This window comes from Paenibacillus periandrae (assembly GCF_022458865.1).
In the GTDB taxonomy this organism is placed as follows: Bacteria; Bacillota; Bacilli; order Paenibacillales; family NBRC-103111; genus Paenibacillus_S; species Paenibacillus_S periandrae.
On sequence record NZ_JAJNMU010000011.1, the window covers coordinates 228205 to 244237 of the forward strand.

Sequence of the window (16033 nt, forward strand, 5' to 3'; positions counted from 1 at the left end):
CTATGAAAGTTAAAGATCTGGTTGTACTCATCGGTATTATTGGTATCGTATTGATGATGGTTGTGCCGGTTCCAATCTGGTTGATAGATGTTCTGTTGATTATAAATATTTCTATTGCTCTCTTAATTATTCTCGTAGCCATGAATACACAGGACCCTTTAGAATTCTCTATTTTTCCTTCACTTCTATTGATTACTACCCTTTTTCGGCTAGCGTTAAACGTCTCGACTACAAGAAACATTTTAGCGAATGCCGATGCCGGTAATGTGGTCAAAACCTTTGGTTCGTTTGTCGCACAAGGGAACATCGTTGTAGGGTTTGTCGTCTTTATTATTCTTGTGCTCGTTCAATTTATCGTTATTACCAAAGGTTCTGAGCGCGTTGCCGAGGTAGCTGCACGATTTACATTGGATGCAATGCCAGGTAAGCAAATGGCTATCGATGCAGATTTGAATGCAGGCTTAATTAATGAGATCCAAGCCCGGGAGCGAAGAGAAAAAATTTCTAAGGAAGCTGATTTTTATGGAGCGATGGATGGTGCCAGTAAATTTGTTAAAGGTGATGCCATTGCCGGAATTATCATCCTGTTTATCAATATCCTGGGTGGACTAATAATTGGTATGACCATGAAAGGTATGGGCCTTGCAGAAGCGGGAGCGCTGTATTCGATTCTTACGATTGGTGACGGATTGGTCAGCCAAATACCAGCTCTGTTAATTTCTACGGCAGCAGGCTTAATCGTTACTAGAGCAACCTCAGAAGGTAATCTGGCACATGATTTATCCAAGCAGATTTTACTTTATCCGAAATTGCTTTACATTGTTGCAGGAACAATCACTTTGCTCGGTATTTTCACGCCTATTCATCTCATAACCACACTGCCTATCGCAATTTTACTTGCTTATGCCGCTATGAAAATGCAGCAGAGTCTGGTGAAGAAGCAGGCCAAGGATGAGTTGATGGAGGAAGAGCAGCAAATTGAAGAGGTTCGCAGTCCGGAAAGTGTTATTAGCTTATTGCAGGTCGATCCTATCGAATTTGAATTCGGTTATGGACTGATTCCATTGGCGGATACACAGCAGGGCGGCGACTTGTTGGATAGAATTATATTAATCCGTAGACAATGCGCTCTGGAGATGGGTGTTGTCGTACCGGTGATTCGGATTCGAGATAATATTCAATTGAAGCCTAATGAATACGTCATCAAGATCAAAGGGAATATGGTTGCTCGCGGAGATTTGCTGTTGAATCATTATTTGGCCATGAGTCCGGGAATCGAGGACGATTCCATCAGCGGGATCGACACCTTGGAGCCTGCATTTGGGTTACCGGCTTTATGGATTGATGAAGCTATGAAAGAAAGAGCGGAATTGTCCGGTTATACAGTAGTTGATCCACCATCAGTAGTTGCCACTCACTTAACAGAAGTCATTAAGAAACATGCGCATGAGCTTCTTGGACGTCAGGAAACAAGAGGGTTGATAGAAAATGTCAAGGAAAGTTATCCGGTTCTGGTGGATGACCTCATTCCAAGCGTATTGTCCATAGGTGATGTGCAGAAGGTTCTGGTTAAATTATTAAAAGAAAAAATATCGGTTCGCGATTTGGTCACTATATTAGAAACGTTAGCGGACTACGGTACTTATACTAAAGATCCAGAAATATTGACTGAATATGTGAGGCAGTCGCTCTCCCGTCAGATTACGCAGCAATTTGCTGTAACTGGCGATTCTCTCAAAGTAATTACGGTAGGACCAAGCCTTGAAAAGAAAATAGCCGAGTCCGTTCAGCAATCCGATCAAGGCAGCTATCTGGCTTTGGACCCGAGCTCTACCCAAATCATTTATCAGCGTATTACGGATCAAGTAACGAAGTCGATACAGTCAGGGCAACAGCCAATTGTACTGACCTCTCCAACGATCCGCATGTACCTGAGGCAGCTTTTGGAACGAACGATGCAGGATATACCGGTTCTTTCTTACAGTGAGCTCGAACCCAACGTTGAAATTCAAAGCATGGGGGTAGTTAATTTATGAGAGTGAAACGATATATTGTCGATTCAATGCCAGATGCTCTGCAAAAAATCAAAACCGATCTTGGCAAGGATGCTGTTATTTTAAATACGAAGGAAATTCGTTCTGGTGGATTTCTTGGGATGTTTTCCAAAAAGAAAATCGAGGTTATCGCTGCTATAGACACGTCTGCAGCAGCGGCGCCTTCACCTGTAAAGATAACGGCACCTATAGACAGACCACAGCCTGTAAGTACGGGTTTTAACACACCACAGACCGCTAAAAATGCATATGCAAGACCAACCGGGATATCAGCTCAGCAGCAAGCTATCGATTTGAAGCGGGATGCACTTGTTTTTCCCGAAGTACCTGATGTAATTGTTCCAAGTCCACCTGTACCTGCAAAAGTTCCTGCTGCAGCTGCTGTTGTGAAAGAAAGAGAAGACATGCTGCTAGAAGAATTGAAACAGATGAAAGAGTTCATGCATAAGCTTTCTGTTCAAGGAAGCCAACAAGTTAATGATCCTTCTTTAATCGTTCTGAAGCAACGAATGATAGAGCAGGAAGTAGAGCCTATGCTTGTGGATGAGATCATTGCCTCTATCACTCAGGAAGCGCAGGATGCTGGACTTGCGATAACCGATGATTCAGCGATGGAATCAGCAAGAAAGAAGCTGCTCGAATTGTTCAGTCAGGGTCAGTCCAATGCAATGGCGGCAGATACGCGAATTGCACATTTTGTAGGACCGACTGGTGTTGGGAAGACAACAACTATTGCCAAGCTGGCGGCAGAGCAGGTGCTCAAATACCATCGCAAGGTAGGCTTTATTACTTCGGACACTTATCGAATCGCGGCTGTGGAACAGCTCAAGACGTATGCCACTATTTTGAACGTACCTTTAGAGGTCGTGTTCTCGCCTCAGGATTTGTCCAAGGCATTCGAGCAGCTTAAAGATCGCGATATCATATTTATGGATACGGCAGGGCGCAATTTCCGTAATGAAATGTACGTATCGGAATTGAATACGCTGCTGCAGTACGGTGGTAAAAGTGAAACGTATCTGGTGCTGAGCTTGACGACTAAATACAAAGATATGAAAGCAATTACAGAAAATTTCTCGAAATTTAAGCTCGATAAAGTGCTGTTTACGAAAATGGACGAGACCGATTCATATGGTGCGGTCGTCAATCTGGTGCATGATTTCAAGCTTCAACTTTCCTATGTGGCAAACGGCCAAAGTGTTCCAGATGATATTAATTTGTTGGCGGAGCAGCATATTGTCGACCTGATACTGGGGGTTGATCATTATGAATGATCAGGCACAAGGACTTCGCAATCTGGTATCCAATCAAAATGTCCAGAAGTCTAAGCCAACTCGCATACTTACAGTAACCAGTGGCAAAGGTGGTGTAGGGAAATCCAATTTTACACTGAATTTTGCACTTACTTTACAAAAAAAAGGCTTTGATGTATTGGTTTTTGACGCTGATATCGGACTGGCGAATATCGACGTGCTTATGGGTGTCAGCGCCAAATATAATTTGTACCACTTACTGAAAAAAGAAAAAACGATCTGGGAAATTATCCAAAGAGGACCACACAATCTGCAATTTATTGCAGGCGGCTCTGGATTTAATGATTTGATCAGACTTACCGACGATCAATTGGAATACTTTGCAGATCAGGTTAATCAATTAAATGGCACTGTGGATTTCATTATTTTTGATACAGGTGCGGGTTTGTCAAAGGAAACGTTAAAATTTATATTGGCAGCAGAAGAAACCATTGTGGTCACCACACCAGAGCCGACTTCCATTACCGATGCATACGCGATTATTAAGATGGTTAATTCCATGAATGAGCCAGTAAATTTCAAGTTGGTCGTTAATCGAACTACGGACAGCAAGGAAGGCAAACAAACAGCTGACAAAATTATTATGGTTGCCAAACAGTTTTTGCATATAGATATCCCAACCTTGGGCTTTGTAGATGACGATAACAATGTGTCCAAGGCTGTGAAAAGACAAATTCCTTTTACGGTCGCTTATCCTACCAGCGCAGCCTCTCAGTCGATCTATCGTTTAGTCGATGATTTTATTGCCAGACAAACTCCTACAGAAGAACAGCAGGGTGCAGTAAAAGGCTTCATGTCGAAAATGATGAGACTTTTAAGACACTAGCGTCCTCTTACTTAGTGAAACAGACAACTTGGAGGAGTGAATATAGATGAACCCTTATAAAATATTGGTTGTTGACGATTCGATCTTTATGAGGAAAATGATTACAGACATGATTTCGGAGGATCCTCAATTTCAAGTGATTGGCACAGCCAAAAACGGCAAAGAAGCAGTGAATCAGGTTAAAATACTGAAGCCGGACGCCATCACCATGGATATTGAAATGCCGGAGATGAATGGTCTGGACGCCCTGAAGATCATTATGGATATACAACCCACTCCAGTGATCATGTTAAGCAGCTTAACTCAGGATGGGGCCAGAGAAACGATCGTAGCGCTCGAAAGAGGAGCAGTTGATTTTGTCGGTAAGCCTTCAGGCTCGATTTCATTGGATTTACACCGGGTAAAGGAATTGCTGCTTGAAAAGCTCCATATCGCAGTTAAAACGAATGTGTTGAAATTTCGTTCTAATCCCATGTGGACACCACCAATTCCCAGACCTAAAGCGGTACCTAGGATTGAGGAGCTGCCTAAGGTAAACAAGGAACGTACAGCATTTGAATCGAATTCTGTAAAACCTGTTCCAGCAGAGCCCCAAACGGCTCATCAACAGGGATCGAGTCAGGTTCAGCAAATCGTGGCCATAGGCACTTCTACCGGCGGACCAAGAGCACTTCATCAGGTCGTCTCTCATATTCCGGGACATCTTCCTGCTCCAGTTGTTATTGTTCAGCATATGCCACCCAATTTCACTAAATCCTTGGCACAGCGATTGAACTCTGTCTCGGAGCTGCATGTGGTGGAGGCGGAAGAGGGTATGATTTTGCAAAATGGACATGCCTATGTGGCCCCAGGTGGTTTTCATATGACAGTAGCACGCAATGGTCCTGGAGTTTACAAAATTCATATAAGCAAGGAAGAGGCCAGAGGAGGGCATAGACCTTCTGTAGACATACTTTTTGAGTCACTTCTGCCTTTGAAGGAGCTAAAGCGACATATCGTGCTCATGACTGGAATGGGAGCCGATGGAGCAAAGGGGATGCTGGCGCTTAAGAATGCCGGCGCTGTTACGACTATTGCTGAATCCGAAGAAACCTGTATTGTATATGGGATGCCTCGGGCAGCAGTAGAACTCAAATGTGTGATGCATGTTCTGGCACAGCAAGAAATAGCTCCAAAGCTAGCACAGGCCGTGTGTAAGTAGCATAGAGACATCAGTATTACAAATCATCCATTGATGGAGGTGTGAGGTTATGGACTTAAATCAATACCTTTCGATGTTTATTGATGAATCCAGAGAGCATCTGCAAGCCTTAAACGATAATTTACTGGCTTTAGAAGGCAGTCCTGAGGACATCAGCATTGTACATAATATTTTTCGTTCGGCCCATACCCTTAAGGGTATGTCAGCGACGATGGGCTTTGAAGATTTGGCTTCGTTGACCCATGAAATGGAAAACGTACTGGATCTCGTTCGTAATGATAAGCTGAAGATGGACGCATTTATTTTCGACTGTATTTTCAAGAGCCTGGATGCCTTGGAATCCATGGTAGAGGATATTATTCAAGGCGGCACTGGTAAAGCGAATGTAAGCGACATAGTCTTGTCTCTGAAATCCATCGTAACAGGGGATTACTTAAAAGCAGGTAATGCTGCAGGAGCTCAGGCAGGCACTGCGGATGACAATACAGCAGGTTCGTCCATCCTGGATGAATTCCAATTGTCGATCATACAGCAATCGATAGATGCCGGGATGCAGGTTTTTTATATTGAAGTCGGCGTTCGTCAAGATTGTGTATTGAAAGCAGCCAGAGCATACATGGTATTTAATGTGTTAGAGCAAAATGGTGAGGTCATTAAATCGGATCCACCTGTAGAAGACATTGAACAGGAAAGGTTTGACAATAATTTTTCAGTCTTCTTTATTTCTGGTACAGATCAGGAATCTTTGCAAAAACAAGTTGCTAATGTATCAGAGATCGATAAAGCAGTCGTTACCTTGTTGACTCACGAAAAGCTTGAGGAGTTATTGAAGCCGGCGATGGCGGCGGTACCTGAAATTGCTACAGCTGCAGCCGTTCAAGCTGGTGCACCTGTTCAGGCACCAACGGCAGAAGTGAAGAAGCCGGTGGCTGCCGCTAATGCTCCTGTAGCGAATCGAACAATTCGTGTGGACATAGAGCGGCTCGATGCATTGATGAATCTGTTCAGTGAACTGTTGATTGATCGTTCCAGATTAGAGCAATTGGCCAGCGAAATTAGAAAAAATGATCTGACAGAAACCGTCGAACACATGTCGAGGGTCAGCAGTGACTTACAAAATATCGTACTCAAGCTGCGGATGGTTCCCATTGATACCGTATTTAATCGATTCCCGCGTATGATTCGTGATGTTGCCAAAAACCTCGACAAAAAAGTCGATTTGATTATTACTGGCGCTGATACTGAGCTCGACCGCACTGTCGTAGATGAGATCGGTGATCCGTTGGTCCATTTACTGCGAAATGCAGTGGATCATGGGGTTGAACCTACAGTTGATAGAATCGCAGCGGGCAAGCCTGAAACAGGATCGATCTACTTACGTGCTTTTCATAGCGGGAATCATGTATTTATTGAAATTGAAGAGGATGGCCGCGGCATCAATCGCGATGGGGTTCTGAATGCTGCTATTAAAAAAGGAGTCGTCACACCTGAGCAGGCTTCCAAGTTATCCGATAATGAGGTATACCTGCTGCTGTTTGCTTCTGGCTTCAGTACTGCTGACAAGATCTCTGATATATCCGGACGTGGTGTAGGCTTGGATGTCGTTAAGACGAAGATAGAAAGTCTTGGTGGCCGTGTTCAGGTCGAATCCAAATTTGGTAAGGGAACCAAGTTTTCCGTGCAGCTACCGCTAACCTTGTCGATTATTTCTGCAATGCTCATCCGTGTAGGCTCAGAAAAGTATGCGATACCTTTGTCCTCCATAGTAGAGACATCAGCATTTGCAACTGATCAGATTCTTACCGTACACGGTAGTCGGATGGTGAATTACCGTTCGAATGTGATTCCTCTTGTTTCACTAGCCAAAGTATTTAGTGTTCCTAACAAAAATGGCAATGAAGCTGAAAAAGAAACCCAAATCGTAGTGATCCGTAAAGGCGAAAAGCTCGCCGCGCTTATTGTCGATGAGTTTATTGGGCAGCAGGAAATTGTTTTGAAATCGTTGGGCAAATATTTCACGAATTTGTTTGCTATCTCCGGTGCCACCATTCTTGGTGATGGACAGGTCGCGCTTATTATTGATACAAATGCTTTAATTAAATAAGTTTTAACTATTTTACATAAGGATTTCAAAGGGAGGCACGGGAATATGGGCGAAGAAATAAAGGTTATTGTTTTTGCATTGGCACATGAGGAATATGGAGTAGAAGTGGAAAAAGTTCGAACAATCGAGCGGATGCAGCCAATGACACGTGTTCCAAGAACGCCAGAGTTTGTTAAAGGCGTCATTAATCTGCGTGGTGTCGTTACCCCTATAATTGATCTGCGTGGAAGATTCGGTTTTGCAGAAAGTGAATATACAGACAATACTCGTATTATTATCGTTGCTGTAAAAGAATTGGAAGTAGGTTTAATTGTAGATTCAGCAAATGATGTTACGGATATCAACACGGATAATATTGATGATCCTCCAGAAGTGGTGGGCGGAATCAAAGCTAAATATTTACAAGGCATTGCCAAGATTGGGGATTCGCGTCTTTTGGTGCTTTTGAATTTAGAAGAAGTTCTGAACAAAAGTGAAATTATTCAATTAGAAAATCAAGAGGAGTAACCGTGTGGAATCATTTAAAGGGTTTGCCGATTTTCAATTGGATGTTCTCAAGGAAGTAGGTAATATCGGGGCTGGTCATGCAGCCACCGCACTATCCAGACTATTGGATAAACCGGTTGATATGCTCGTTCCCAAGGTTCGTATGGTAGAATTTGAAGAAATAGCTGAAAGCGTCGGTGGGGCTGAACGTGTCGTAATTGCCATCTTCCTTCGAGTTGAAGGTGAAACGCCTGGGAATCTATTTTTCATACTATCTCTCGAATCTGCAAAAAAATTATTGCGTAATTTGGTAGGGATTGAGGTAGTTGATGACGAACATTATACAGATATGGAGCTTTCTGCCTTAAGTGAGATTGGTAATATTTTGGCAGGCTCGTATTTGTCTTCATTGGCTGATTTTACGCAATTGTACATGTCACCAACCGTTCCGGCACTTGCAATTGATATGGCAGGGGCCATTCTAAGCTACGGTCTTATTCAATTCGGTCAAATGGGAGATCATGCTTTGTTAATAGATACCAAGTTTTTGGATGGGAATGACGAGATTGAAGGACACTTCTTCCTGATCCCGGACCCCGAATCTTTTAACAAAATTTTCATTGCCTTGGGAGTACAAGCTCCATGATTCCAGACAATTTTATAAAGGTAGGAATGGCCGATCTCAATGTTACGCATTTGACCGGGGTGCTAAAGACAACAGGATTAGGCTCATGTGTCGGTATTACACTGTATGATCCCAAAACATTGGTTGCAGGAATGGCGCATGTCATGCTTCCAACCTCGGATATTGCAAGAGAAGGTAATTTAAATGTAGCAAAGTATGCGGATACTGCGATTCCAGAGATGATTGAGCGAATGCTGAAATTAGGTGCCGTTCTCAGACGAATGGAAGCTAAAATGGCAGGTGGGGCACAAATGTTCGCCTTTGCCGGCAACTCTGATACGATGAGAATCGGTCCGCGGAATGTCGAATCATGCAAAATTATGCTGAGCAAGTATTCGATTCCGCTAAAGTCGGAGGATACGGGTTCCAATTACGGGAGAACAGTTGAATTTAACTGTGAAACAGGTATTCTTTTAATCCGCAGCGTTCAACAAGGAGTGAAGGAACTGTAGACTATGATGGGAACTATTCGTTGGAATTTACTTGTAGGTGCCGTATCTTTTGTCGTTACACTGTCAACCTCCTTAATTAATAATATTTGGAGCACAGCACTCATTCGAAGCTGTTATAGTTTTGTCCTTTTGTTTCTTCTCGTTTTTCTAGTCCGCTGGATTCTGGGTACTTTCGCTGGAATTGATAAAATCATCGATACCGACGCAGCGGCGGATGATAGTAAAGGTACTACCCTTGATATGACTACACCAAACGACGACGAGTCTTTAAATCAAATGTTAAAGGGTTCAAGAGACCCTCATGCGTCTGAGGGTGAGAGCGGATTTGCGCCTTTGAATCCTCCGAAGCTTACGAGTAAAGTCAATTTGGAAACCGGGGATATGGTTCAAGCGCTGCGTCAGATGTCCGAAGAATAAAGGTGGTGGCAACGGTTCATGATTCAACAAAAGTCGCATTTGACCAACATGGATGTTTGGAAGCAATGGAAAGAATTCGGCTTACTTGAAGCAAAACAGTCGCTCATCGAAACGTATTTACCTCTGGTTGAATATGTTTCGAACCGTTTAGCAATCGGTTTACCCAAAAATGTATCGAGAGATGATCTATCGAGTTTTGGCGTTATGGGACTTATCGATGCTATAGAAAAGTTTGATTACCTTCGTGGTTTGCAATTTGAAACCTATGCTTCCTGGCGTATTCGTGGGGCTATCATCGATGGCCTGCGTCAGGGAGATTGGGTTCCAAGATCAGTTAGAGAAAAATCAAAAAAGATAGAAGAAGCGTATCAAAAGCTTGAGCAGCAATATTTAAGATCTGTTACAGATGATGAAATTAGCGAATATTTGCAAGTAACTGAACATGATTTTCGCCAAATGGTCCAAGAGATCGCAATTACAACAGTTTGTTCCATTGATGATCCCATTCGTGAAGAAGATTCTGAGACTCGGTTGTCTTTGTTGATAGATGAAAAAGCCAAGAATCCTGAATATAAAGTTAATGAATTTTATTTGAAAGAAACGTTAGCCAAAGCGATTGAAAGATTAACCGATAAAGAAAGAACGGTTGTATCCTTATTTTACTTTGAAGAGCTGTCATTAAGTGAAATTGCAGAAGTTATGAGTTTATCGCCTTCACGTATTTCACAATTGCACTCCAAAGCGATATTGCGGCTTCGCGGCTCGCTTGGTAGGCATAAATCACAGTTGTTTGAAGACTCTTGAACCTGGAAAGTGGGGGGAATAATGAGCGAGCAGGCTGTTCCGCTTAGTTTTTATATGGAGGTTACTTTATCCGAGGATAAGCTTAACGCCTATTTACAGTTTAAAAATAGTGATGATAAATTAAGCTTTAGCCTGGCACAACTAGAGGAAGTATTGGAATCATATAAAATTACACACGGAATCAATCGCAGTAAATTAAGTGAAATTGTAAAGAGTCCCCAATCATTTTTTCTAACTAAAACACTTATTGCTACTGGAACTGCACCTGTTAAAGGCGTGGATGGCAGCGTTAAATTTTTATATGATTTGAGTAATGATGCCAAACGGCCAGTGGAAATGCACGATGGTAAGGTTGATTTTAAAGAAGTAACTTCCATCAATAATGTTAGAAAAGGTCAATTAATTGCTGAGCGTATTCCAGCTGCGCCTGGCACACCAGGTCAAGCTGTAACAGGCGAGCTGATCAATACGAAGGATGGTAAGGAAGCAAGAATCAAAGTAGGAAAAAATGTAGTTTTGGATCCTTCCCAGAACTCCTTGTATGCAGCGATGGATGGCATGGTAGCCAAGACGGATCGGGATAAAATCAATGTATTTCCGGTTTATGAGGTCAACGGAGATGTTGATTACAACATTGGGAATATTGATTTTGTCGGTACTGTAGTCATTAGAGGAAGCGTTCTCTCCGGATTTAGAATTAAAGCTTCCGGTGATATTCGAATTACGGGTACTGTGGAAGGTGCAGATTTGGAAGCGGACGGGTCTATTGAAATCAGTGCAGGAATTTTGGGTCACAACAAAGGCGTAATCCGTGCCGGTAAGCATGTCAAGAGCGCATTTATTCAAGATGCAACCGTGTATGCAGAAGAGGTCATAGTTAGTTTAAGCATCATGCATTCCAATGTACATGCCATTCATAGTGTGGTCTGCAAAGGTTCAAAAGGACTTATTGTCGGTGGCGTTATCCAGGCCGGAGAGTCAGTAGTGGTACGTACCGTGGGCAATTCGATGTCCACAGTAACCATAATTGAGGTTGGTGTGCTGCCGGAGATGCGTAATGAATTGGTACAGCTAAGAGCTCAGCTGCGCTCTATTAACGATAATCTGGAGAAGACGGATAAGGCTCTGACCATGCTGGATCAATTGGCAGCTATAGGTCAATTAGGGCCGGATAAAGTATCGATGCGCATCAAGCTTAATCATACCAAAAAACAATTCACTGAAGAACGGATTACGTCCAGAGAACGTATTTTTGAAATAGAAAAATCATTAGAGGATTCTGAAAAAGCAAAGGTCGATGTGGCATCTACGATTTACAGTGGTTCGAAGATTGTGATAGGCCGCTACACCAAATTTGTCAAGGATGCGGTATCGCATGTCAGATTTCAGCTGGCAGATGGGGATATCGCGGCAATTCCATTAGTTTAATCGTAAATGTCGCCGGGAGGGCTGGATGTTATGAGTTTAAGGCCGGTAGAGCTGCAATTTGCACTGCACAAAAATGAGGAAGTTGGTCTCAAGCAGAATCAACTGAATAACAAACCGCATCAGGATCAAACCTTGCTTGCCGGTGCTGCCGCCAAACAAACGGAAAAGGAACGTCATGTGACTGGAAAAGCCGATGACGTTACTCAGTCCTCCATACGCGACCAAGAGAAGGAAAACTCCAAGCAAAGTAAGAACAAGACAAGAGCAAAAAGCAATTCCACTGATAACGAAGGGGAGAAGTCGTCGACGGAGAGGCGAGTACACCCTTTTAAAGGAAAGCATATTGATTTATCCCTGTAAAGGCTGTTCAAAAAGTCCTCATTTGATCACGAAGTTTCACAGAAAGCTTAATCGGCATCGAATCTTGCATTCAGGCTCGAAGTGCGGTACTCCTAAATGGTTCTGCCTAAACACCGTTCCTCCTCCTATACCTTCTTGCAACCTTCTCGGTGCTGAAATGTCGACTTTTGGAACTTGCACTTGTAATCAGGGGAATGATAGATTTCGGAAAAAGGTGAATCAAGTGGATCAACACTGGGTTTATATTGTATTATTTGGACTCGTTTTCATTATTTATGCGAAAATCATTCCGAAAGCAAGCGGAGCAAAAGGTCAGGGCAGCCCGACCGTTCAAGAGATTGAGGAAGCAATGGAACACTTTACGGCAGAGCTGGACGAGCAGAACAAAGCCTTGATCCAGTTGCTTGCAGAAACCAAACGAGATTATGAAGTACAAACTGCCAAGTTAACGTCACGGCTTGAAATTGTTGAGAAACAATCTGCACTAACTAATCAGGAGCTCAACAAGCTTGGTTTTGCATATGAGGAGCTTCAGAAGAAGATTGCTCATCCACCCGAGAAGGTTCCTGTAATCGAGCTGCAGAAACCAAGGATCGAAGAGAAAATTATTGATGATGAAGCCCCACCTATTGCAATGAACTTGAAGTCTCGTTACGAGGAACTGTTTTCGTTATTTGAACAAGGGAAATCGGTAGAGTATATTGCCAAAAAGCTGAATATGAATAAAGGTGAGATCAATTTGATCTTTCAGTTGGCGAAGCAGGAGGAAAAACTCAATGCTCACTAACAAATCGTTATTGTACGGTTTAGGAATTGGCTTAATTGTAGGTGCCTCCTTGCTCCAGCTGATGAACGCTGCCAAACCATCGGCAGTCAAAGCAGATCTAATGAAGGGCGCGGCAATAAGTGAGATGGACCATGTTCAATTGAAGGAAGCGGCCTCCAAGTACTTTCAGGTTTTTGACAACGATCAGAAGATGCTGAGCCAGACACAGGTGGATGCTCTTGTGCTGCAGAAGGTGAAAGAGGAGAAGGACAAGCAGCCCGCAGAACAACCGCCTGCGCCTGTGAAGGAAGTCGTTAAGGAAACCTATATTTATGTGTCCAGTGGGCTAAATGCTGGCAATGTGGGCGATTTATTAGTGACCAGCGGTGTCATTACAGACCGTAAAGCATTTGAGGATATGATGTACCAGCAACAATTAAATGAGAAGATTGTATCCGGCGTTCATGTTTTCAAAGGTCCCATGGAGCTTGCACGTGTGGTTTCAAATATAACAACCCGTCCATAAGCCAAGCCTGACAATAGGTTTGGTTTCTTTATAATATCAGATTTTATAAGTTTTCAGCAGAGCTGAATATTCTGATATCGCAAGAAAAGCAACCTGTTGGACACGAATGTATCTTCACCGAATAGGCTTCGATCAGGAGCTTTTCTTATATCAAAAAATATTTTTTATCATAGGAATAATAGCAATGACTGTTGCATACCTATTTCAGTTGTGGTATAGTTATTGACGGTGTTAAAACGCACGCTGGTCAATTCGCATAAGGGTGCTTCCCGGCGGGAAGTTTTATGTCGAAGATGCGACTATAGCGGAGGAGACCCAAAACCAATTTAGAGGAGGTGTGTGAAGATGGCAGTAATCTCCATGAAACAGCTTTTAGAAGCTGGAGTTCACTTCGGTCACCAGACTCGTCGTTGGAATCCGAAAATGGATCGTTACATCTTCACTGAAAGAAACGGAATTTACATTATCGATTTACAAAAAACGGTGAAAAAGGTTGAAGAAGCTTATAACTTCGTTAAATCAGTAGCCGACCAAAACGGTACAATCTTGTTCGTAGGAACAAAGAAGCAAGCGCAAGATTCAGTTGCAGAAGAAGCAGCTCGCTGCGGTATGTTCTACATTAACCAACGTTGGTTGGGTGGAACATTGACCAACTTCCAAACGATTCAAAAGCGTATTGATCGTTTGAAGCAATTGGAAAGATGGGAAGAAGACGGTACTTTTGAAGTTCTTCCTAAGAAAGAAGTTATCATCCTTCGTAAAGAAAAAGATCGCTTGGAGAAATTCCTTGGCGGTATCAAGAATATGAAGGGCCTTCCAAGTGCATTGTTCATCATCGATCCTCGTAAAGAGCGTATCGCGGTTGCAGAAGCTCGCAAGCTGGGTATTCCAATCGTAGGTATCGTAGATACAAACTGCGATCCAGATGAAATCGATTATGTCATTCCTGGTAATGACGATGCAATCCGTGCAGTTAAGCTGTTAACAGCTAAAATTGCCGATGCAGTGGTTGAAGCACATCAAGGCGAACAAACTACAGCTTAAATAGTGAATAGAAAGGGGTGGTTAAAAGGTGCAAAATCCTTTCACCGCCCCTTTTTTAAGGACCAAGGTTCAACATATATGAGGGAGGCCAAGTTCATGGCGGTTAATGCAGCATCAGTAAAGGAATTACGTGCAAGTACAGGAGCAGGTATGCTCGATTGTAAGAATGCGTTGGAAGAAGCAAACGGTGATTTGACAAAAGCGGCTGAGCTTCTGCGTGAAAAAGGATTGTCTGCAGCAGCTAACAAAGCAGGACGTATTGCTACAGAGGGTGTTGTTGAATCTTATATCCATGCTGGTGGCCGTATCGGCGTATTGGTTGAAGTAAACTGTGAAACCGATTTTGTTGCCAAAACAGATCAGTTCAAAGATTTTGTTAGAGATGTAGCTATGCAAATTGCTGCTGCTAACCCGTTGTATGTTCGTCGTGAAGAAGTGCCGCAGGAAGCTCTTGACAAAGAACGCGAAATCTTGACGAACCAAGCATTGAACGAAGGCAAGCCGGCTAACATCGTTGAAAAAATGGTTGATGGTCGTATTGGCAAATATTACGAAGAATATTGCTTGATGGAGCAAACGTTCATCAAAGATCCTGACAAAAAAATCAGCCAATTGATCAACGAAAAAGTTTCCAAAATTGGTGAAAACATCACGATCCGCCGCTTTGTTCGTTTTGAACTAGGTGAAGGCTTAGAGAAGAAAACAGAAAACTTCGCAGAAGAAGTTATGGCACAAGTAAAGAAATAAATTCATAGTCCATGATCAGATAGCGGGAACACTTTGTGTTCCTCTTTTTTACACAAACATCAATAGCTGCTTTTTCGAACAGGGGGGATAAGCTTGGAACGTCCTATTTACAAACGGGTTATTCTGAAATTGAGCGGAGAAGCTTTGGCAGGACAGCAAGGATTTGGTATTGATTCTGAGACGATTTCCTCAATAGCTCAGCAGGTTAAACAAGTCGTGGAATTAAACGTTGAAGTCGCAATCGTTGTGGGCGGCGGCAATATATGGAGAGGCATAGCTGGAAGCGAAAAAGGTATCGACAGAGCTACAGCCGACTATATGGGAATGCTGGCAACAGTCATGAATTCATTGGCTCTTCAAGATGCGCTTGAAACCATTGATGTTCCAACTCGTGTACAATCCTCCATTAACATGCAGCAAGTAGCTGAGCCTTACATACGTCGAAGAGCTATTCGACACTTGGAAAAAGGTAGAGTTGTCATTTTCGCGGCAGGGACAGGCAATCCGTTCTTCTCGACGGATACGACTGCGGCACTGAGAGCTGCAGAGATTGAAGCTGAAGTGATTCTCATGGCCAAAAATAAAGTTGATGGTGTATATTCGGCAGATCCTTTCAAAGACTCAAGCGCGATCAAATATGAAACGCTTACGTATTTGGAAGTTTTAAATAAAAATTTAGGTGTTATGGATTCAACAGCTTCATCACTTTGCATGGATAATAATCTTCCATTAATCGTATTTTCGATTACGGAAAGTGGTAATATTAAACGTGTGGTATTAGGTGAAAAAATTGGAACGATTGTAAAAGGGAGTGTCTAAC

17 protein-coding genes are annotated in these 16033 nt (G+C 42.8%); all 17 read left to right on the forward strand.

From position 1 onward, the window contains the following. The first annotated feature begins 2 nt into the window (after window positions 1-2). Entirely contained in the window at window positions 3-2036 is a 2034-nt protein-coding gene (flhA, locus tag LRL21_RS20025; RefSeq protein WP_240417558.1) for a flagellar biosynthesis protein FlhA, read from the forward strand. Further along, on the forward strand, window positions 2033-3328 hold the full coding sequence (gene flhF / locus LRL21_RS20030) for a flagellar biosynthesis GTPase FlhF (protein WP_240417559.1): 1296 nt from the start codon (window positions 2033-2035) through the stop codon (window positions 3326-3328). Before flhA ends, flhF begins: the two co-directional genes overlap by 4 nt. Beyond that, on the forward strand, window positions 3321-4193 hold the full coding sequence (locus tag LRL21_RS20035; RefSeq protein WP_240417560.1) for a MinD/ParA family protein: 873 nt from the start codon (window positions 3321-3323) through the stop codon (window positions 4191-4193). The genes flhF and LRL21_RS20035 overlap by 8 nt, the downstream gene beginning before the upstream one ends. Before the next feature lie 46 nt (window positions 4194-4239). Further along, entirely contained in the window at window positions 4240-5394 is a 1155-nt protein-coding gene (locus LRL21_RS20040; protein ID WP_240417561.1) for a protein-glutamate methylesterase/protein-glutamine glutaminase, read from the forward strand. Window positions 5395-5443: 49 nt separating this feature from the next. Beyond that, a complete protein-coding gene (locus LRL21_RS20045; RefSeq protein WP_240417562.1) occupies window positions 5444-7498 on the forward strand; it encodes a chemotaxis protein CheA in 2055 nt (684 codons plus the stop codon). Window positions 7499-7543: 45 nt separating this feature from the next. Next, window positions 7544-8005, forward strand: a complete 462-nt coding sequence (locus LRL21_RS20050; protein WP_240417563.1) for a chemotaxis protein CheW — start codon at window positions 7544-7546, stop codon at window positions 8003-8005. 4 nt (window positions 8006-8009) lie between these two features. Next, on the forward strand, window positions 8010-8630 hold the full coding sequence (locus LRL21_RS20055; protein ID WP_240417564.1) for a chemotaxis protein CheC: 621 nt from the start codon (window positions 8010-8012) through the stop codon (window positions 8628-8630). Continuing rightward, a complete protein-coding gene (locus LRL21_RS20060; RefSeq protein ID WP_240417565.1) occupies window positions 8627-9121 on the forward strand; it encodes a chemotaxis protein CheD in 495 nt (164 codons plus the stop codon). The genes LRL21_RS20055 and LRL21_RS20060 overlap by 4 nt, the downstream gene beginning before the upstream one ends. 3 nt (window positions 9122-9124) lie before the next feature. Continuing rightward, window positions 9125-9538, forward strand: a complete 414-nt coding sequence (locus tag LRL21_RS20065) for a hypothetical protein (protein ID WP_240417566.1) — start codon at window positions 9125-9127, stop codon at window positions 9536-9538. 18 nt (window positions 9539-9556) lie between these two features. Continuing rightward, window positions 9557-10342, forward strand: coding sequence for a FliA/WhiG family RNA polymerase sigma factor (locus tag LRL21_RS20070; RefSeq protein WP_240417567.1), 786 nt, complete (start codon window positions 9557-9559; stop codon window positions 10340-10342). Between the two features lie 21 nt (window positions 10343-10363). Further along, window positions 10364-11770 (forward strand): FapA family protein, encoded by a 1407-nt coding sequence (locus LRL21_RS20075; protein WP_240417568.1) that lies wholly within the window; start codon window positions 10364-10366, stop codon window positions 11768-11770. A gap of 30 nt (window positions 11771-11800) precedes the next feature. Continuing rightward, window positions 11801-12130 carry a hypothetical protein gene (locus tag LRL21_RS20080; protein WP_240417569.1) on the forward strand — a complete coding sequence of 110 codons (330 nt, stop codon included), beginning with the start codon at window positions 11801-11803 and terminating at the stop codon, window positions 12128-12130. 223 nt (window positions 12131-12353) lie between these two features. After that, complete coding sequence (locus tag LRL21_RS20085; protein WP_240417570.1) at window positions 12354-12917, forward strand: hypothetical protein; 564 nt, start codon at window positions 12354-12356, stop codon at window positions 12915-12917. Beyond that, on the forward strand, window positions 12907-13422 hold the full coding sequence (locus tag LRL21_RS20090; protein ID WP_240417571.1) for a hypothetical protein: 516 nt from the start codon (window positions 12907-12909) through the stop codon (window positions 13420-13422). The genes LRL21_RS20085 and LRL21_RS20090 overlap by 11 nt, the downstream gene beginning before the upstream one ends. A gap of 345 nt (window positions 13423-13767) precedes the next feature. Beyond that, window positions 13768-14466, forward strand: a complete 699-nt coding sequence (gene rpsB, locus LRL21_RS20095; protein WP_076232822.1) for a 30S ribosomal protein S2 — start codon at window positions 13768-13770, stop codon at window positions 14464-14466. A gap of 96 nt (window positions 14467-14562) precedes the next feature. Next, window positions 14563-15213, forward strand: a complete 651-nt coding sequence (tsf, locus tag LRL21_RS20100) for a translation elongation factor Ts (RefSeq protein ID WP_076232825.1) — start codon at window positions 14563-14565, stop codon at window positions 15211-15213. Between the two features lie 93 nt (window positions 15214-15306). Then, a complete protein-coding gene (pyrH, locus tag LRL21_RS20105; RefSeq protein WP_240417572.1) occupies window positions 15307-16032 on the forward strand; it encodes a UMP kinase in 726 nt (241 codons plus the stop codon). Window position 16033 lies beyond the last annotated feature (1 nt).